Origin of the sequence: Paenibacillus chibensis, from assembly GCF_004001045.1 — a bacterium.
Classification (GTDB): Bacteria; Bacillota; Bacilli; order Paenibacillales; family Paenibacillaceae; genus Paenibacillus_AQ; species Paenibacillus_AQ chibensis.
On the sequence record NZ_BIMK01000020.1, the window covers coordinates 26,052 to 45,633 of the forward strand.

Sequence of the window (19,582 nt, forward strand, 5' to 3'; positions counted from 1 at the left end):
CTTTTCCTCATGAACGATGTCGGGCACATGAGCTTCAAGGGGGTGAGGGAATGTGGGTTAAGCCTGAGTTTGAAGTCGTTGAGGTTTGTGCTGAGGTGACGGCATACGCCTATCAAAAGTAAGCAACAGCATCGCAGCCATATGCCGGAGCAATCCGGCATCTATTTTTTTGGGGAGGACAGAAACATGTTTCTGAAAGTGCTGGGGTCCGCGGCAGGAGGAGGCTTTCCGCAATGGAACTGTAACTGTCCCAACTGCCGCTCCGCAAGGGAAAACCAACGTTTTTTTCGCACTCGCATGCATAATTCTCTGGCCATTAGCGATAACGGCAAGTCATGGTATCTATTGAATGCGACTCCGGATATCCATGCTCAGATCGAAGCCCATGATGAGCTTCAACCCGGGCCTACGATTCGCAGCTCCCCGATCCAGGGCGTGCTGCTGACCGATGCGGAGCTGGATCATACGATCGGGCTGCTTCAATTAAGGGAATCCGCGGAAATCGAGGTGTATGCAGCCCCTCCGGTGATGCAGGCTCTGCAAGAGGCCTTTCCTATCCGGCAAATTCTTGAGCCTTATGCAGCGTTCCGATGGTCAATCGCGAATCCCGGAGAATCTTTTCCACTTTTTGGGGGAAACTTAATTCTATATCCGTTTCATTTAGGCTGCAAGCCTCCACGATATGCTTCCGCCCTGCAAACAAGAGAGCCTGAGCGCTCCTCTTGGGTCATGGGATACAAGATCGTGGACCAGCGCACGGGTGGGACGGCTGTATATGCACCCGGCGTTGAATTATGGACGGAGGAACTGGATAAGCAATTGGAGCATGCCGACTGCATGTTCATGGACGGAACCTTTTGGCACCCGGATGAAATCAAACGCTTGGGCATTTCCGATTTGAACGCTTCCGATATGGGTCATATCCCAATCGCCGGTCCGAATGGCAGCCTGGAGCGTCTTATCCGCCGGTCCGGTCGAAAAATCTACATTCACATCAACAACACCAACCCGATTCTTCATGAAGGCTCCCTGGAGAGCCGAACGCTCAAGGAACTCGGACTGGAGGTCGGCTATGACGGTTTGGAATTGGAGGTCTAGACGTACGTGAACCCTTATTTGTTGTCCAATGAAGAATTAACGATGAAATTACGTGAAGTCGGAGAGCTGCGATATCACGACAAGCATCCGTACCATGTACGTATGCATGAAGGAAAGCTAAGCCCCGAACAGCTTCGGGCGTGGGTGGCGAATCGCTTTTACTATCAGAAGAACATTCCGGTGAAAGACGCCATCATTCTTTCCAAACTGCCCTCAAAGGAAGAGCGGCGTAAATGGATTCAGCGCATTATGGACCATGACGGAACTGCGGAGCATGAAGGCGGAATCGAGGCCTGGATCCGTCTTGGCGAGGCGGTCGGAATTCCGAGAGAGGAAATGCTGGATGAGCGGCACGTGCTGCCGGCCGTTCGATTCGCGGTGGATGCCTATGTAAACTTCTGCCGACTTCAGCCTTGGCTCATCGCCGTTGCCTCTTCTTTAACGGAAATGTTTGCGCCCGTGCTGATCTCGCATCGTATCGCCATATTTGAACAGCTGTATCCGTGGATCAAGCCGGAGGGGCTTGAGTACTTCAAGGCCAGGCTGCACCAGGCGCCCCGCGACGCGGACCATGGACTGGGGCTCGTATTGCGCGAATGCAAAGATCGCAGTGATCAAGATCAAGCGATCGCCGCACTGCATTTCAAATGCGATGTGCTGTGGGCGATGCTGGATGCGCTTCTAATGGCTTATCCCATAGCGGAGGACGAGCGATGATGACAGAGGAGCTATCGAAGCAGCTCAGGCTGCGCCGCCCGGCCCGTTTGAAGTTTGACGAAGCCAGACAGACCGATCTGCTTCTTCTGCCGGAACGCGTCATTCGTCTGAATCCTACGGCAGGGGCCATTCTTTGGCTGTGCGACGGCGAGCGGACGGTAAATCAAATCATCGAGGAGCTGCAGACGAAATACAATCAAACGGATCTGAAAGCGGATGTCCTCGATTTTCTGACGCAGGCGGCGGATCGGGGGTGGGTGGAAACATGGAAGTAGCGATTCCCTATGCGCTTACCGCAGAGCTTACTCATCGCTGTCCCCTCCATTGCGCGTACTGCTCGAATCCGGTCGAGCTTTCCAGAAGAGAACATGAATTGTCTACACAGGATTGGATGAACGTATGGGAAGAAGCGCATGACCTCGGCATCGTGCAGCTTCACCTGACGGGCGGGGAACCGCTGCTGAGACCGGACGCGGAGCAGCTGATCCGGCGGGCCCGCGAATTAGGTTTTTTCGTCAATGTAATCACCAGCGGTGTGGGCGTTACGGAAAAACGCATCCGCCAGCTTGCGCTCGCAGGGGTGGATAGCATTCAATTGAGCGTTCAGGCGCCTACGGCGGAACTCGCCGACGCGATCGCCGGCTCCAGGGCCCACGAATCCAAACAAAAAGCCGCACAATGGATTCGAGCTGCAGGTCTTCCGTTACATATGAACGTCGTGCTTCACAGGCAAAATATCGACCTTGTGGAGGATATCATCGAGCTTTGCGCCTCATGGGGAGCGGAGCGGTTGGAGCTGGCAAACACCCAATATTACGGCTGGGCTTATCTGAACCGCCAGCATTTGCTGCCGGCAAAGGCCCAGCTTGCAGCGGCCGAGGAAGCTTACACGCGTGCCAAAGAACGCTTCGGTCAACAAATGGAGCTGATTTGGGTGATCCCGGATTACTATGAGGAATTCCCGAAGCCCTGCATGGGGGGATGGGGCAGCATATCGATGACCGTGACGCCCGACGGGAAAGTCTTGCCTTGCACTGCAGCATCGAGTATCCGGACGATGAAATTCGATTCGGTAAAAGAAAAGACGTTAAAGTGGATTTGGGAAGAATCCGCCGCTTTCAATGCATACCGGGGGCAGGATTGGATGTCCGAACCTTGCCGGAGCTGCGAACACCGCTTTCGGGACTTCGGGGGCTGCCGCTGTCAGGCTTATCTATTAACAGGCGACTCCGGGCAAGCCGATCCTGTATGCCAACGGTCACCCCATCACCATATGATTACCGAATTCATCTCCACGATGAACGCAGAAGACCATGCCGGAGCAAGCGCTGAACCTGGGGAGCTCTTCCCCTCCTATGCCTATCGCGGCAGGCCGGTCATGAACGGAGGCATTGCCGGTGAAAATATTTGATGCCCACTGCGATGTGCTGAGCAAGCTATTGGAAGACCCCGAGCTTGATTTCCGCCAGGAAAAGGACCGGCTGGATGTCACGCTCGATCGGATGCTGGAATCCAACATCGGATTCCAAAACTTCGCCCTCTATTTACCCGCGAAATTTTCCGGAAACTATCGTCATATCCTGGAAAGCATTGATTTATTTCATGAACGTATTCTTTCAAACCGACAGATCCGAGGCATTCGGACGAAGAATGATTTAAAGCTGGCTCAACGTGAAGGATTGATCGGGGCTTTATTGTCGCTTGAAGGCGTGGATGCGCTGCAGGGAAACTTGACTTATCTCAGAATCTTATTTTACTTGGGCGTCCGGAATGTCGGCATCACCTGGAATTATGCAAATTGGGCGGCGGACGGCGTTTTGGAGCCGCGCAAAGGCGGATTTACGTCTCAAGGATTGAAGCTGATCCGGGAATGCAACCGTCTCGGCATGATCCTCGACGTATCGCACCTGTCCGAAACGGCCTTCTGGGAGTTAACATCGCAATCCGAAAAGCCCTTTATTGCCTCTCACTCCAATGCCAGCCATGTATGTCCGCGGCTCAGGAATCTAAACGATGCGCAGATTGCTTCGATCATCCAGACCGGCGGAGTCATCGGGATCACCTTTGTACCTTCGTTCGTGCATGCTGAAGAACCGGCTGAGATGGATCATATATTGTTTCATATCGACCATATTTGCTCGCTTGGCGGCAGCCGCCATATCGGATTCGGGTCAGATTTTGACGGGATCAAAGAAAAGATCGCCGGCCTGGAGCATGCGGGGAAGTATGATCGGCTGGTCGATTTACTTCAGAAGCATTACAGCGAACAAGATGTCGAACGATTTATCTATAAAAATTGGTTTGACTTCTACATGGATCATTTACCGGAAGACAACCAATTCACGGACTAATTTCGCATACGTAAAAGCCTTATAAGAAGACGTAATTTATCAGGAGACAGACCGCCATCAGCAGAAGTTTTTCTTGCTTGATAAGAAAAACGTCTATCGACGTACCTTCAAAGAAGACAGACCGCGTTTAGCGGAAATTTTTCTTGCGATTATAGAATGGTTCAGCTTTGCTGAAATTTATAAATTCTATAATCTTAAAAAAGACAAGGAGCCGATGGCTACTCGCCGGCTCCTTGTCTTTTTTGTATGCTTCACGCCAAGCTGACTGCATCCGCTAAGCACCTAAGCACGCGGATCCCCGGCCCCATTTATGATTGGGATTCGAAGCTGGCCGTACTTTTCAATTCCATAGCCTCGGTGCTTTCTTTTCCCGACTCCTGCCGGTCGAACATCTTGCCAATCTTCCACCCGATCCCTACATTGAGGACTGCCATGGCCGCATATAGGACGACATCCCCCCACGGCTCCGGAAGAAGCAGGTCTGCCAGCAGCCAGCCACCGGTCATCGAAGCCCCCATAACTGCACCTTTAACGGATGACTTCAAGTACGTTTTACCCATTTTCCGCGCCTCCTGTCAATTTGACTTCATATAGGCTCGAGTACATGCCCTCGACCTAAGACGACATCCTTCTCTCTAAAACCGATTATATGTTGAGGACAAAAACGATTATGCTTAAAGGCCCGAAATAAAGAAGCAGCGGCACAAGAGTGTTCCCTTATGCCGCTGCTTCGTATTCTTTGGAGATCCTATTCAGCTGTCAGACGTGCTTCAAATTCAGCCCTTGATGACCTGAATGGCATCATCCAGAACTTCCACGTTGATATGCGTAACATTTCCCTCGTCCAGCACCAGATCGGTGATGCCGTCCTCCACGTACTGCTGGATGACGCGGCGCAGCGGACGTGCTCCGAAGGCCGGGTTGTAGCCGAGCTCGGACAGTTTCTTTTTCGCTTCGTCCGATATGTGAAGCGTGATACCCTGCTCACCCATGGTGCTGACGATTTCGTCCAGCATATGGTCCACGATCTGTACGAGCACGTCTTCCTTCAGGGAAGCAAACGGAATGATGGCATCGAACCGGTTCAGGAATTCCGGACGGAAGTACGCGCCGAGCGAATCCAGGATCGAGCTGGTTTGAACCGAATCGGAAGCCGAGAAACCGACGGTAATCTTCTTCTCCGTGATGCCTGCATTCGACGTCATGATGATGACGGTGTCCTTGAAGCTCACGGTCCGTCCTTGGCTGTCCGTCAGACGTCCGTCGTCCAGCACCTGCAGGAACATGTGCTGCACATCAGGATGCGCCTTCTCGATCTCATCGAGCAGGATAATGCTGTACGGATTGCGACGTACGCGTTCCGTCAGCTGGCCGGCTTCTTCATGGCCGACATATCCCGGAGGCGAACCGATCAGCTTCGAAACGGAATGCTTCTCCATGTATTCGCTCATATCAAGCCGGATCATGGCATCCGCTTGGCCGAACAGTTCTTCCGCAAGCGACTTGGACAGTTCGGTTTTACCAACGCCAGTCGGGCCGACGAACAGGAAGGAAGCAATCGGTTTGTTCTTCGGCTTCAATCCGGCACGGCTGCGGCGTACGGCCTTGGCCACTTTCTCAACCGCTTCCGCCTGCCCCATAACCTTCATGCCCAGACGTTCGGCAAGATTCTTCATCTTGCTTTGCTCATCCTGCTGCAGCTTGCCGACCGGAATCCCGGTTTTACGTTCGATGATATGCTGGATATCCTCGACGCTGACCTCTGCCGTATTATTTGGCTGTCCTTCAGCGCTGTTCAAGCGGCGGAGCAGCTCATTTTCTTCATCACGCAGCCGGGCCGCAACTTCATAGTTTTCAGCACGGGTAGCCTGATCCTTCTCGGCCTTCACCTGCTCCAAGCGGGCCTGGAGCTGTCCCTGTCCGCTATCCGACATCCGCAAATTCAGCTTGGCGCCTGCCTCGTCGAGCAGATCGATCGCCTTGTCCGGCAGGAAGCGGTCCTGAATGTACCGTTGGGACAGCTGCGCGCAGGCGGCAATCGTCTCGTCAGAATAATGGACGCCGTGGAATTCTTCATATTTCGGACGGAGCCCCTTCAGAATCTCAATCGTTTCCTGAACGGTCGGCTCATCGACCATGACCGGCTGGAAACGACGCTCCAGAGCGGCATCCTTCTCGATTTGGCGATACTCCTTCAAGGTGGTTGCCCCGATGACCTGGAGCTCGCCGCGTGCCAATACCGGCTTCAGGATATTGCCTGCATCCATCGAGCCTTCGGCCGAGCCTGCACCGACCAGCAGATGGATCTCGTCGATGAACAGCAGAACATTCTCGCGCTGCTGCAGCTCGGATATGAGCTGTTTCACCTTCTCCTCGAATTGGCCGCGGATGCCGGTGCCGGCAACCAGCGAAGCCACATCCAGCGAGTAAACCTCTTTGTTACGCAGCTTGGCAGGTACCTTGCCTTCCGTGATACGGAGGGCGAGGCCTTCGGCGATGGCCGTTTTACCTACCCCTGGCTCACCGATCAGCACCGGGTTGTTTTTGCTGCGGCGGTTCAAAATTTCAATGACTCGTTCAATTTCTTCGTCACGGCCGATCACGGCATCAATTTGACCTGCTTTCGCCGCGTCGTTCAGATTCCGTCCCAGCTGATCCAGCATGCCGTCTCCGCGCTGGCCGCCACGGCCCTGGGCGCGGCTTGCTGCGCCATTCGCGACGTTTGCATCCTGCTGGAATTGCGGCGGCTGCATGAAGCCTTTGAAGAATTCATCGATCGGCGACATGCCCAAAGAGCCGAAGCCCGCGTGGAACGGGATCCCGCTGTTCATTTTTGCATAACATTCCTGGCATATATATAAACGTTCTGATTTCTGATTCACGGTAAAGCTCAGTCCTACAGTAGCTTCATTGGCATTACATTGTTGACAACGCATAGATCCATTGCCCCTTTCTGGTTTGATGCTAATGGTTTGGAAATACGATTGATGTTTTGATCAAATTTTTTGACTTTGACTTTCTTTGACTATTATACCGCATGGAACAGAGATGTCAATATGTGTGAAAACAATCTTTTGAAAATTTTCATTTCGATTTCTTATGCATGCAAAAAACGAGCAGCTGCGCATGGTGCCGGCTGTTACCAGCCTCCATCGCGGTTGCCCGTAGTTCAAAGGTATACACTGCCCGAGTAAATGATGTGCCGTTGAAGTCACTTCGGATTTTTCGTATCCACCTTGATCTTCAGCACCAGCGTTACTGTATCTGTTTGCAGCATTTCCTCCAGTTGCTCCGGACCATACGTCTGATAACCGCCGGATTCATTCTGCCGCCATACCGCCAATATCGCGGAATCGCCGGCTTTTAATTCAAGCTTTTGATCCCCTATGACGGAGCCCATCATCGATGAAAGATTCTTATCGATCACCTCGGGTACGCTGCTTAATCCCGTCCCGGCTCCAGGAGCGTATAAAATCATCGACTTCTGCGCTCCGCCTTCGTTTACGATCCCCCACCCTAAAGCGCCTGCGCTTGTTTGGGACGGAGCGAAACCGTAGGAGAGCGAGATCAGCGGCGATTCCTGCATTTTTTTACCCTTTTTATAACCTTCCACCCATACTTCAACCCAGGTTTTGTCGGCATGCGGCAGGCTCAGGTTATAATCGAAAACATTGCCGAGAGATAAGGCATTAAACATTTCCGCATAGTTAGAATCCTTCTGCGCCTGGATCACCGCAAGCGTATCCGCCTCAGGCCGTGAACTGCAGCCGCCGAGCAGCAAAATCAAAACGGAACAGACCATCAAAAGCTTTAGCCCTGTTTTCATGTTTCCCCCATTTCGTACTTTTTGGTTGCCTTCGTCATTCGAATGGCTAAGCGCTCCAAGCTCACATAATCGAATGTCATAATTTGTATATATTGTAAGTTACTTTATGGAAATCGTAAACCCTGAAGCTCCGTTCCCGGGAATTTCCGTCTGCCTTACTCTAACAAAAAAAGGAGCATCGCCAGATGCTCCTTTTTGCGGCTATTTTTTCGCGTTGTACTCCACCTGGATATTGAAGCTGGACTTGTTTCCCGACAGGTCGACCGCTTCCAGCGCGATCCGGTTTACCCCTTTGGACAAGGTCAGCTTCTGATTGAATTTTCCGTTTGAGACCTTCACCTGCAGCGGCTTACCGCCATTCAGCGTGACCGTCAAGGATGCTTTCAGCAACGCTTCATTGACTCTACCGGATAACACGTAGTTTCGATTATGTACCGTTTTATTCGTGTTATCGAGCGAAATCACAGGCGGCGTGGTATCTTGCCCCGCAGCCGTGTCGCCCAGCACGATGCCCAAGCCGTTCGTTCCCAGATAGACGCGACCATATATTCTCGGATCGCCGGTAATCGCCGCATTCGCCGATCCGAACTGATGCTGGTCGTCGTTGATGCGAATCCAGGTCCGGCCTGCATCGTCCGAGCGATAGATGCCTTGCTTGCCATGGATAGTGGCATTCGTATAGAGAGCCATGTATTTCTGGCCGGGAGCTGCCTTGCCGAAACCGATGGAAGCAGCCTCCTGAACCTGATTCATCTTCTCAAACGATTGACCGGCATTGGTGGAGTGCCACAGACCGTACGGGCTATTCTTTTTGCTGTTGTCTGCGGCTGCCGCGATCCAGATATCCCCTTCCACGCCCGGCACGGCCTTGAAGTTGCTCGTCAAATTCGTCGGCAGCCCCGAAGCCGTCTTCGTAAAAGATGCCCCGCCGTTTCTGCTGACGTAAAAATCACCATCTGCGATGCCATAGAACAGAGCCGGGTTCACGCGGTCAGAGGATATGCTCGCGCCGCTCGGGATGCCGCTGGATATTTTCCAGGTCGCTCCCTGATCCGTAGAGTAGCTTACCGGCTTCGGAGCCTCCGAATTCGCCGGGCTCCACAGGATGGTTCCCCCGTTTGCCCCTACGGCAACATGGCCGCCCTGCGTTGCATCATCCTTCACCGCAGCCCAGGCATTGGCCGCCGGTTTCCAGGTCTTTCCGTTGTCCGTAGAAATGCCCATCCGCGGATTCTCGCCGTCGCTGTTACCGACACGTACGACCATGTCCGGATTCAATTCGGCGTAATCGATATCGGTGCTGGTACCCAGATACGGATTCGTGATCATGGAAGGAGCCTTGGTCAGATCTTCATGCCGGAAACCTCCGATATCCCCCATGGAGCTCAGCAGATGAGCGCCGGAGGGCGGACTGATCAGGCCCAGAACAGCCGTTTCCTCAATCCCGTTGGCCATGACGGATATGTTGACGTTTTGACCTTGGTCCAGGGCCGTCACATTGCTCGAACCATACAGCGTAGCGCCGGTTCCATACAGGATGCGATCCGAATTAAACGGATCAATCTCCAGATCCCCGATCATCCAGCCGAGCTTCGGATTTTGCTCCGGAAGGCTTTTCTTTTCTCCCCAGTCGAGCCAAGGGGCAAGCGAATAATCGATGGTGTATTGATTCTGACGTACCGGGTCCTTGGAATAATCCAGCGTCCAGAATGACTTCCATGTCTTGCCTCCATCCGTGCTGCGGTATATGAACTCATCCGGCCACCATTTGTTCATCGTGGCTACCATGAGGGTGTCCGGATGCTGCGCATCCACCGCCAGTCCCCCGTAAGGGCTGTCCGTCGAGCCTGCTCCGGTCGGACTGATATCCGTCCATGTCCGGGCAGCCGTGTCGTATTTCCATACCGACCCTTCGCCGCCGTTGTAAGGACCAACCTCCTTCGCGTAAGTTACGTAAAGATGACCGTTAGCGGACAGCACGCCATGATGAGGAAGATAGCCCTGTTCAGGCTGTCCCGGCACCGGCTCCCAGGTCTTCCCGCCATCCGTGCTCCGGTATATGCTGTGCTCCGTATCCGCCACGCCAACATAGATGGTTTGCGTCGTTGTGCCCTTGCTGCCTGTCGACGGGTCAAAGGTCACCCATACGACGCCGACGAGATCATTATAATAATCTTTCACGTTGCCTACTGCCTTGAAGCTGTCCACCCGGCTCCAGGTCACCCCGTAATCGGTACTTCTCCATAGACCGTTTCCGCTTCTCGTCCCCATATACAGCACGCGATTATTATTGGGATCGATAGCCAGACGTTCCCCCATCGACCGGCCCGGCATATTCCCTCCCAATTTAAAAGGTAGCTCGGTGCGCTGCCAGGTGTCCCCCCGGTCCGTCGAGCGAAGCAAAACGCCATTCATGTCCGTCCAATCATTGGTATACGTTCCGGACGCTACATACAATCGGTTCGTGTCTACCGGGTCCGTAGCCAGCGTATCCACGCCAAGCATGTTCCATTCCTTAAAGCTGACGGAGTCCAGCAGTTGAACCCAGGACTGCGTTGACGGGTTCCAGCGATAAGCTCCGCCAATATCCGTCCGGGCATAAATCAGATCCTTTTCTCCGGGATTGTAAATAATGCCGGGAATGAATCCGCCCCCGACCACTTTCACGCGATCCCAGCTGTAGGCTTGCCCAGGGGATGGCTTCTTCTCTTGCGCTTTTTCAGCCAGTGCTGGAGCAGCTGGCGTTCCGGCCACAGTGATTGGCACGACCATAGCGGCGGCGAGAACCAAACTCAGCGTCTTTTTCAACATCATGACTTGCCTCCTTAGAAAGGTATCGAGATACAGAAAGCGTTTTCATAAATGACTGACTTGCTTACACTTTTTTCTTCCTCCTTCTGCTGCCGAAAACGCTAGGATACGATGGATCAGGATCATCTATGTAAGCGTTTACGAGTATGGGCTCCCGGAGGATATATTTTTATTCTAATCGCGCGCTTTTGATAAAAACACCCCAGGAATTAGCTTCCTTTTCATATCAAAATTAGTGGTTTTTCCATGTAAAAAAGACTTCTCCCGCCCGTCTCCGGATGACTCCGGACGCGGACTATGGAAGAAGTCTTTAAAAACCAAATACGTTTACGAAATTACCGTGCTTTTATGGATATGCTCTTTGATCTGCCCGTTGATCCACTCCCGTTTGGACAAAATCCATGCCGCGTCCCTTGGGTAACGGCTGAAGGTGATCGGCTCTTCTAGGCCCTCATCCAGCGCCGCAAGCACGGCATCCCGCCCGATCAGTTCCTCCAGCAGACGCAGCGCGCGCAAATCCTGCAGCGCCTCGTACAGAACCTCCATCCGGATCGATTCGATCGGACCGTCCTCGCCCGGATATACCAGATAGGCGTCGCCGGAAGGGAAGGCGCCCCCTGCATCCGTCACGCGGAACGGGTCGATGACCTGCTTCGAATACTGCGTATACCAGAAATTGAAGCCCCAATGCAAAAATCCCGCCGCATCGTATTTATACAGCTGGTAGCCCAAAATCCGGTTGCGCGCCGACGGCATGCTGAAGAAGCGGTTGGATACGTCCTTGTACTGCGATACGCAGTAATACGTCCACAGCGGTGTGACCCCATGCTCCAGGAAAGGCTCGATGTGATTGTTGGCCGGAATCGGGTTCTCCACCAAACCCTTTTCATAAAAGTCGTAATCCGACAGCGCGTCGATGATGGGAAATCCCTCGAGCAGATCCTTGACGATATTACGGGCGCTTTCACAAGATTCCAGATGATCCAGCGTCGGCTCATCGGAAATGTGGAAATAGCTGCGTTTCTCCAGCCCATTCTCCCGAATCCAGTCCACCAGCTGCGGCAGGAACTGGTTCAGGAACGTATGATAGGCTTCGCCCGACGCGTCCGTCTCCCAGCCGAAGATCCGCTTCGTTTCGCCGTTTACGGTCGCCATGATTTTCGGCGCGTGATGCGCGCCCCACTGCGTGAACAGATGCGAGAATTCAAAATACTCGATACCGCATTCGTTACACAGCTCCACCCATCTACTCAGGCGGTCAAACCCGAAAGCGTACTGATTCTCCCCCGTCACCTCGACATCGACCAATTGCACGGTCGGACGTTCCCCTCCGACTTCCGTATCGAGCGGAGGCGTGAAGAGAGGCGTCAGCAGCATATTGATGCCGTGATCCGCCGCGGTTTGTATGTACTGCTTCAGAAGCTCCCAGTGCCTTTCGCTGAACGCATCCGTATGGTAGTGCGTTGTCAGGCAATCCGTGTGAAACCACTGCGTATGCAGAAGCTGCTGCTTGGGCAGCTGTGCCCCGATGATTTCCAGCTCAAAGCGTTCCTTTGCCAGCTCCTCTCCCGATTCCGTCACGAAACGCACCACGATCGGGTAGAGGCCCGGATTGACCTCGTTCTCAGGGTTCACCGTAATCCAAATCGAACGCCACTGCGCCGGATATGCACGCACGCCGTCGCCGCTCAGCGGCAGCAGCGGATCCGGATACAGGCCTGGCGTGGTCCGCAGCATGTTGTCGTCATGGTCGCCCTGCACAGGGTACTCCGATGGCGACAGACCGACGCTGCGCAGCGTGATGTAATCTCCGATTTCGGACTCGACCTTCACATGAATCGACGGAATCCAATACTGCGACCGATAGGCCACCTGATACGAGAAAACCTCGTTTTGGAGCGCCGCCCCTTGAGCGACGGCATGAACTGCCAAATCCTCGTCGGGAAATATTTTCATCAAAGAATGGACCGTTCTTGTCTCCAATTGTTGCGTCATATACTGCATCCTCCCTTCATCTCTCACCGTCCCGGCTCTGCCGGCGTTCATCCATTTGCGGTAACGCTTACAGCAAAGATTATAACCAACTCTTCTCTTGGTTTCTATGCACGATTTTGTTTTGTTTTATGTTATTTTCTTTACATTCCCAAACATACAAAAAAAACCGCAGGAACGGCGCCTTTCGGACCTTACCATGCGGTTTTAATCTATTTACAATTTGAACGGGATTAGCCTATTATTTCGTCACGTTTTTCCAGTCAGCCGCAAACTTCTCCATGCCTTGATCGGTCAAAGGATGTTTGGCAAGCTGCGCGATAACGCTGAACGGTACCGTTGCGATGTGGGCACCGGCCATGGCGACACGGGTAACGTGATCGGGATGGCGGACCGAAGCGGCAATGATTTGCGCGTCCAGGTTATGAATGCGGAACAGCTCAGCGATTTTGGACACGAGCAGAACGCCGTCTTCCGAAATATCGTCGAGGCGTCCCAGGAACGGAGACACGTACGTTGCGCCTGCACGAGCGGCAAGCAGCGCCTGGTTCACGGTGAAGATCAGGGTCACGTTCGTTTTTACGCCTTTTTTGGTGAGGTAGCGGCAAGCTTCCAGACCGTCGAGGGTCATCGGCAGCTTGATCGTGATATTTTTGTCGCCGCCGTTGATCTTGATCAGCTCTTCCGCTTGTGCGATCATATCTTCCGCGGTTAACGCATCCGGAGTCACTTCGGCAGATACCGATTCAACTTCGGGAACGGCCTGCAAAATTTCAGCAATGCGGTCCTCGAACTTCACGCCTTCTTTGGCAACCAGGGAAGGGTTCGTTGTTACACCCGACAATACGCCGACTTTGTATGCTTTTTTAATGTCTTCCAGATTCGCAGTATCGATGAAAAATTTCATGATTCACTTACCTCCAGTTTGTATAGAAAGTTTAGTTTTTGACTACGGCATGGCCGCCAAACTCATTGCGGAGCGCTGCAACGACTTTACCGGTAAAGGAGTCATTTTCCAGGGAACGGTAACGCATCAGCAGGGACAGTGCAATGACCGGAGTCGCGGTTTGCAGATCCAGCGCGGTTTCCACCGTCCATTTGCCTTCGCCGGAAGACTGCATGACGCCTTTGATGCCATCCAGGTTAGCATCCTTGGAGAAAGCCTGCTCCGTCAATTCCATCAGCCAAGAGCGGATAACGGAACCGTTGTTCCATACGCGCGCCACTTTCTCATAGTCATAATCGAAGTCGCTTTTCTCCAGCACTTCGAAGCCTTCGCCGATGGCAGCCATCATGCCGTACTCCACGCCGTTATGGACCATTTTCAGGAAGTGTCCGCTGCCGGCTTTACCTGCGTACAGGTAGCCATTTTCAACTGCGGTGTCCTTGAAGATCGGTTCAACGATGTTCCAGGCCTCTTCGTCCCCGCCGATCATATAGCAAGCGCCGTTGCGTGCGCCTTCCATCCCGCCGGACGTACCCACATCAAGGAAGCTCACGCCAAATTCCTTGAGCTTGTTGTATCTGGCGATGGACTCTTTGTAGTGAGAGTTCCCGGCTTCGATCACGATGTCGCCCTTCGACAAAACCGGAACCAGCTCATCGATGACGGAATCAACGACGCCATGCGGAACCATGATCCAGAAAATCCGCGGAGATTCCATTTTGGAAGCGAGCTCCTTCAAGCTTGCCGCACCTTCGGCGCCTTTGCTCGTCAGTTCTTCAACCGCAGCTGTATTCAGGTCAAAAGCAACCACGTTATGATGATGATCCAAAAGATTTTGTCCCAGGTTGAGACCCATTTTACCTAATCCAATTAATCCGACTTTCATGTTATTACCTCCACACCATGCTTTTTAATCTATCTATTATGATTTAACCCGTATGATTCCCTGAAGATCAGGCTTGCGTTACCAATTCCTTCTCGTCTTTCTTTTGCGCAGCCGCAGGGGCTTGATCAAGCCACCACTGGAAGCCGTCGGCCTGCACCAATTGCTCGGATGCTTCCGGACCGTTGGAGCCTGCAGGGTAATAAGACAGCGGAATCAGATCCTGCTCGAATGCGTCGAGGATCGGCTGCACGTATTCCCAGGACAGCTCAACCTCGTCCCAATGGGCGAAGAAGGTGGAGTCGCCGCGGATGGCATCGAAAATCAGGTTTTCGTAAGCTTCCGGCAGATCCTTACCGCTTGAGAAGAAGTTTACGCGCATCGGTTCGAGCTTCTCTGTGTTCAGCGGATCTTTTTTGTTTAATTGAATAAAGATGCCTTCATTCGGATTAATTTCGATCACCAGCAAATTCGGGTCGCTTGTGGTAGTTTGTCCTTTTAAAGGCTCTTTAAATTCAATGACAATTCGCGTAGATTTTTCCGCCATGCGTTTGCCTGTACGGATATAGAAAGGAACCTCGCTCCAGAAGTAATTATCGATCCACAGGCGAAGCGCGATAAAGGTATCGTTCTTCGACGTTGTCGGCACGTTAGGCTCGCTGGTGTAGCCCGGTACGGCTTTTCCTTGAATTTCTCCGGCGGTGTATTGGCCGCGGACGACGTTCTTCGCGATGGTCTCCATGTGCAGCGGACGAAGGGATTCCATGACGTTTCTTTTCTTCATGCGGACTTCGCTCGCGTCGCTCTTGCGCGGAAGACGCATACTGATCATCATCAGAAGCTGAAGCATATGGTTTTGAACCATGTCCCGGATGGCTCCGGAATGATCGTAGTAACCGGCTCTTTCTTCAACGCCGACGATCTCGCTCGCGATAATCTGGACGTTGGCGATATGGTGGTTGGACCATAGAGCCTTCAGAATCGGATTTGAGGATTCGAGGATTTCAAGATTTTGCACCATCGACTTGCCGAGATAGTGGTCAATGCGGTAAATTTCGCTTTCGTCAAAAGCTTTGCTGAGCTGCTCGTTCAAATGGCGCGCCGATTTCAAATCGCGTCCGAACGGTTTCTCGATAATGAGCCGTTTCCAGCCTGTTGTCGACCCGAGCCCGCTTTCTTTGATGCTCAGCGCGATCACGTCGAAAAATTCCGGTCCGACCGACAGGTAGAACATGCGGTTTTCCGGTATGCCAAGCTCTTGCTCCCGGGACTCCACGAGAGTCCGCAGCTTATGAAAGTCCTCTATGTTACCTGCGTCGAGCGAAGAATAACGAATCGACTGCAAAAAGGATTCAACGACAGCCGGATCGCTTGCCGTTCTTCTGGAGAACGTCTGCAGCGATTGCGCCACGACCTGTTGAAAATCCGTATGGGACTGTTCTTTTCTGCCCAAAGCAACAATCGAAAATGCCTCGGGCATTTTATTATCTATATATAGGTTGAATAAAGCAGGGTAGATTTTTCTCTTAGCCAGATCCCCTGTGCCTCCAAACAAAACAAATGACATATTGTCCACAGTATATTCCTCCATTCCCACCAAAAAACATCTAGCTGCCGGCAGCAGCGTTACGCTGCATATTTGGTTACTTTAAATAACCCGATAACTTAACATGGGCAATATTAAACCCATTTTTCCGCGCTGTCAAACATTTTTTGTCCAAATTATGAACGGTGCCCGCGGGGCTTTAATGATAGCGTTTTCCGTGATATGATGTTCTACAATCATCATGTGACAAACATCATATTGCCTTGTATTGCAGATGTAGTAACTTAATTATGTTTAGTAACCTTGGTACAGAGGAGTGAGTACAATGAACGACGGAAAACGTGAAAACCCATTATGCGAGAAAGTCGAAATGGCATATCAAATCACGGGGAAAAAGTGGGTAAATCTCATCATTCACACGTTGATGGAGGAGCCCAAACGCTTTAGTGAGATTCAAGCCTATATTCCCGATCTCAGCAAGCGTATGCTGAATGAACGGATCAAGGAGCTGGAGGATGGCGGCATCATCGTCCGCAACGTGATCGCAGACCGCCCGGTTCGCATCGAATATTCCTTGACCCGAAAAGGAACCGAACTGGGTCGGGCTTTACGCGCCGTCGAAGAATGGGCTGAGAAATGGTACTAGGCGCGGACTGCCCTGATACGCATTTCTGTTAGCGTTTACAAAATAAAATATGTATTTTTATACATATTGCGAAATCATCGCACAGCCATATCTCATTCCTGCACCAGACAAGCTGTCATCGACATTCTTCCTCCAATCACAACAAAAGCTCTGCATCTCTGAGAGATGCAGAGCCGTAAGCAGGCAGCGTTCATATGGTTACAACCCTGACTAGGAAAGCGTCAGCACTTCATATTTATCCGCCAGCTCCATAAAATGCCCCATGCTGGAAATTTCTCCGACGGTCAATTGCTCCCGGATACCGTAATAGTCCACGCATGTGGCGCAGGCCAGCACCTGTACGTTTTTGTCGGCGAGCTCCTTCAGATGAACCGATGCCAAAGACTGCTCCGTCAAGGCAAGCACGCCCCGGTTCGCGCAAAAAATGGCCGCAGGCAGCTGCTCACGCTGCTTCAGAAGCGTGAAATACGTCTCCAGAATTTGCGTTCCCAGCTCCCGTTCTCCGTTTCCCAGGCTGTCTGTTGTCAGAAAAATCACTTTGCTTTGCATCTGAATCCTTCCCTTCCGTCCTTATTCTGTCTTTATCTCTTCAACGATATCCCACGTATGGCAAAAGAGCAACTCAGAAGAAAGGATACGACGAACCCCGACAGGACATAAGCATGAAGAATTACACCCGGAATAACCCGGCCGGACAGTAAGCCAGAGAGCTGAATAAAGAATAAATATACGCTTGCTCTGCCGCGGATCGCTATTCTGCAGAAGTACATACCAAGTGGCGAATGGGGCGATGGAGGAAGCGGAAATCAGAAGTATTCGCGGCAGTTTTTACCCATTTCGCCATTCTGTGTGGTTCCATGGTGAAAAAAAGCGCATGCTGTGCTACAATACTGGAATTGCACAGGCATTTAAATCAGGGAGGTTTATATACACGCCATGCTCATTATTGGTATCGCCGGCGGGACGGGCTCCGGCAAAACGACGGTAGCCCGCTCTGTCATTGACCGTCTTGGTACGGGAAAAGTTACGTTTATATCCCAGGACAACTATTATAAAGACAACAAGCATCTAACGCTGGAGGAACGGGCGCTGAACAACTATGATCATCCGTTCGCCTTTGATAATGAGCTGTTGATCGAGCACCTCTCCAAGCTTCGGGCAGGTGAAACGGCTTATGCGCCGGTATATGATTTCACGATTCATGCCCGTTCCACGACAGAAACGCTGGAGCTTAAACCGAATAATATCGTCATCATCGAAGGCCTTCATGTCCTGTCGGATGAAAAGCTTCGCGACATGCTGGATATCAAGGTGTTCGTCGATACCGATCCCGATGTGCGCATCCTTCGCCGCGTCGTCCGTGACATCGAGGAGCGAGGCCGTTCGATCCAATCGGTTCACCAGCAGTACCTGACGACGGTCAAGCCGATGCATGAAGCCTTCATCGAGCCGTCCAAAAAATACGCCGACCTGATCATCCCCGAAGGCGGGCAGAACGAGGTCGGTATCCAGCTCCTGTCGATTCTGACGGAAAAGTTTCTCTCGGGTGACCGGGATTGGTCCGACTACTAGAACGACATATAAAAAACGTCCCGCAGGCCCATGATGCGTCTGGGGACGTTTTTTTATAAGGAGCTATTCATTCAATGCCCCGCGGTTGAAATGCTCTGAAACTCCCTTGCGGGTCCGCTCTCCGCGCCCAGCTCCTCGAGAAATACGCGCTGCGATGGATAAGCCAGCCGGACGCCCTCTTCTTCCAGCACTTCCAGCACCGTGAGGTTGATGTCCTCGCGAATGGCCAAATATTCCGCCCACACGGTCGTTTTCGTGAAAAAGTAGAACATGATGCCGAGACTGCTTTCCTGGAATTCCGTAAATTTAACCATAATGGTCGCCGGATCGATTCGTTCATCCTCCCGGAGCATCCGTTCCATGCGCGTCGTGGCCGCATCCAGCCGCTCCCGGTCCGAGTCCAGCGCCACGTTCAATGTAAATTGGATTCTACGCTTGCCCATCCGGCTCCAGTTCGTGATCGGCTGCCCTGACAGGGTCGCGTTGGGGACCGTCACGAAGGCATCCGCAAAGGTGCGGATTTTCGTGCTGCGGAAGGTGATGTCCTCCACAAAGCCTTCCACGCTTGGCGTCAGAATCCAGTCTCCTTTGGAAAACGGCTTTTCCAAAATGATGACGATGCCCCCGATAATGTTGCCAAGCGTGTCTTTAGCGGCCAGCGCGATCGCCAGACTGCCAAGACCCATGCCCGCAATGACGCCGCTCATGCTGAAGCCCCACTCGGATGCAACCAGCGTAATGATCAGCACGAAGACGACGAACCGAAGCACCTTGGACAGAAAAGGAATCAGCATGCTGGAATCGTCCAGCCGGATTTTCTTGCTGATTTCCTCGAGCAAAAAGGAGGATTGATTCGACAGCACCAGCAGCCCCCAACCGGTCAGAATGATGACCGCGCTCCGAAACCACCGGTCCAGCATAATGGCTGTCGACCAGCCGCCCGGCAAGAGATATTTCAAGCCCCAATACACGCCAAGCAGCATGAGGAACAGCCTTAGCGGCTTCTCGAAGGCTTGCCTCCACATCAGCGCATTCTCTTCGGCTTTGAATTTCTTGTTGATCATTGAAAATACATAGGTTACCAGCAGCCGGTTCACAATAAAAAATACAGCCATAATGCCGAAGGCGATCAGCACGTCCATCCATCGGATCTGGCGGTAAAGATCTCCGGCCCATTCCCAAACGTTCATGGCG

At 52.4% G+C, this 19,582-nt stretch carries 18 protein-coding genes; 8 read left to right on the plus strand and 10 right to left on the minus strand.

Annotated features, from left to right (window positions below):
- Positions 1-50: 50 nt before the first annotated feature.
- The 6 genes from pqqA (at position 51) to PCH05_RS16525 (ending at position 4,166) form a co-directional block, all read left to right on the plus strand.
- The gene (gene pqqA, locus PCH05_RS28105) at positions 51-122 is read left to right on the plus strand and encodes a pyrroloquinoline quinone precursor peptide PqqA (protein WP_371860557.1); all 72 of its coding nucleotides are present in this window, start codon (positions 51-53) and stop codon (positions 120-122) included.
- 64 nt (positions 123-186) lie between these two features.
- Complete coding sequence (pqqB, locus tag PCH05_RS16505; protein ID WP_164766678.1) at positions 187-1,098, plus strand: pyrroloquinoline quinone biosynthesis protein PqqB; 912 nt, start codon at positions 187-189, stop codon at positions 1,096-1,098.
- Between the two features lie 6 nt (positions 1,099-1,104).
- Complete coding sequence (pqqC, locus tag PCH05_RS16510; RefSeq protein WP_246049662.1) at positions 1,105-1,815, plus strand: pyrroloquinoline-quinone synthase PqqC; 711 nt, start codon at positions 1,105-1,107, stop codon at positions 1,813-1,815.
- Positions 1,815-2,090, plus strand: coding sequence for a pyrroloquinoline quinone biosynthesis peptide chaperone PqqD (gene pqqD / locus PCH05_RS16515; RefSeq protein ID WP_164766679.1), 276 nt, complete (start codon positions 1,815-1,817; stop codon positions 2,088-2,090). The genes pqqC and pqqD overlap by 1 nt, the downstream gene beginning before the upstream one ends.
- Positions 2,081-3,226, plus strand: coding sequence for a pyrroloquinoline quinone biosynthesis protein PqqE (pqqE, locus tag PCH05_RS16520; protein ID WP_127603852.1), 1,146 nt, complete (start codon positions 2,081-2,083; stop codon positions 3,224-3,226). The genes pqqD and pqqE overlap by 10 nt, the downstream gene beginning before the upstream one ends.
- On the plus strand, positions 3,213-4,166 hold the full coding sequence (locus PCH05_RS16525) for a dipeptidase (RefSeq protein ID WP_307719545.1): 954 nt from the start codon (positions 3,213-3,215) through the stop codon (positions 4,164-4,166). Before pqqE ends, PCH05_RS16525 begins: the two co-directional genes overlap by 14 nt.
- 308 nt (positions 4,167-4,474) lie before the next feature.
- Here PCH05_RS16525 and PCH05_RS16530 read toward each other — a convergent pair whose 3' ends face one another.
- The 8 genes from PCH05_RS16530 to zwf form a co-directional block, all read right to left on the minus strand.
- Positions 4,475-4,726 (minus strand): hypothetical protein, encoded by a 252-nt coding sequence (locus PCH05_RS16530; protein ID WP_127603856.1) that lies wholly within the window; start codon positions 4,724-4,726, stop codon positions 4,475-4,477.
- A 216-nt stretch (positions 4,727-4,942) separates the two neighbouring features.
- Positions 4,943-7,102 carry an ATP-dependent Clp protease ATP-binding subunit gene (locus PCH05_RS16535; RefSeq protein WP_127603858.1) on the minus strand — a complete coding sequence of 720 codons (2,160 nt, stop codon included), beginning with the start codon at positions 7,100-7,102 and terminating at the stop codon, positions 4,943-4,945.
- Between the two features lie 275 nt (positions 7,103-7,377).
- Positions 7,378-7,992, minus strand: coding sequence for a hypothetical protein (locus PCH05_RS16540; protein ID WP_127603860.1), 615 nt, complete (start codon positions 7,990-7,992; stop codon positions 7,378-7,380).
- Between the two features lie 201 nt (positions 7,993-8,193).
- Entirely contained in the window at positions 8,194-10,803 is a 2,610-nt protein-coding gene (locus PCH05_RS16545; protein ID WP_127603956.1) for a xyloglucanase, read from the minus strand.
- Positions 10,804-11,130: 327 nt separating this feature from the next.
- The gene (locus PCH05_RS16550; protein WP_127603862.1) at positions 11,131-12,798 is read right to left on the minus strand and encodes a DUF4091 domain-containing protein; all 1,668 of its coding nucleotides are present in this window, start codon (positions 12,796-12,798) and stop codon (positions 11,131-11,133) included.
- Between the two features lie 238 nt (positions 12,799-13,036).
- Positions 13,037-13,702 carry a fructose-6-phosphate aldolase gene (fsa, locus tag PCH05_RS16555; protein ID WP_127603864.1) on the minus strand — a complete coding sequence of 222 codons (666 nt, stop codon included), beginning with the start codon at positions 13,700-13,702 and terminating at the stop codon, positions 13,037-13,039.
- Between the two features lie 31 nt (positions 13,703-13,733).
- Positions 13,734-14,627: a phosphogluconate dehydrogenase (NAD(+)-dependent, decarboxylating) gene (gene gnd / locus PCH05_RS16560; RefSeq protein ID WP_127603867.1), complete on the minus strand. Its 894-nt coding sequence runs from the start codon at positions 14,625-14,627 to the stop codon at positions 13,734-13,736.
- 67 nt (positions 14,628-14,694) lie between these two features.
- Positions 14,695-16,200, minus strand: coding sequence for a glucose-6-phosphate dehydrogenase (gene zwf, locus PCH05_RS16565; protein ID WP_127603869.1), 1,506 nt, complete (start codon positions 16,198-16,200; stop codon positions 14,695-14,697).
- A 295-nt stretch (positions 16,201-16,495) separates the two neighbouring features.
- Between zwf and PCH05_RS16570 the strand changes: the two genes are divergently transcribed.
- Positions 16,496-16,816 (plus strand): winged helix-turn-helix transcriptional regulator, encoded by a 321-nt coding sequence (locus PCH05_RS16570; protein ID WP_127603871.1) that lies wholly within the window; start codon positions 16,496-16,498, stop codon positions 16,814-16,816.
- A gap of 210 nt (positions 16,817-17,026) precedes the next feature.
- Here the strand turns inward: PCH05_RS16570 and PCH05_RS16575 are convergent, their stop codons facing one another.
- Positions 17,027-17,365: a DsrE family protein gene (locus PCH05_RS16575; RefSeq protein ID WP_127603873.1), complete on the minus strand. Its 339-nt coding sequence runs from the start codon at positions 17,363-17,365 to the stop codon at positions 17,027-17,029.
- A gap of 387 nt (positions 17,366-17,752) precedes the next feature.
- Here PCH05_RS16575 and udk point away from each other — a divergent pair, with 387 nt between their 5' ends.
- Entirely contained in the window at positions 17,753-18,388 is a 636-nt protein-coding gene (udk, locus tag PCH05_RS16580) for a uridine kinase (RefSeq protein WP_127603875.1), read from the plus strand.
- A gap of 71 nt (positions 18,389-18,459) precedes the next feature.
- Here the strand turns inward: udk and PCH05_RS16585 are convergent, their stop codons facing one another.
- Entirely contained in the window at positions 18,460-19,578 is a 1,119-nt protein-coding gene (locus PCH05_RS16585) for a mechanosensitive ion channel family protein (protein WP_127603877.1), read from the minus strand.
- Positions 19,579-19,582 lie beyond the last annotated feature (4 nt).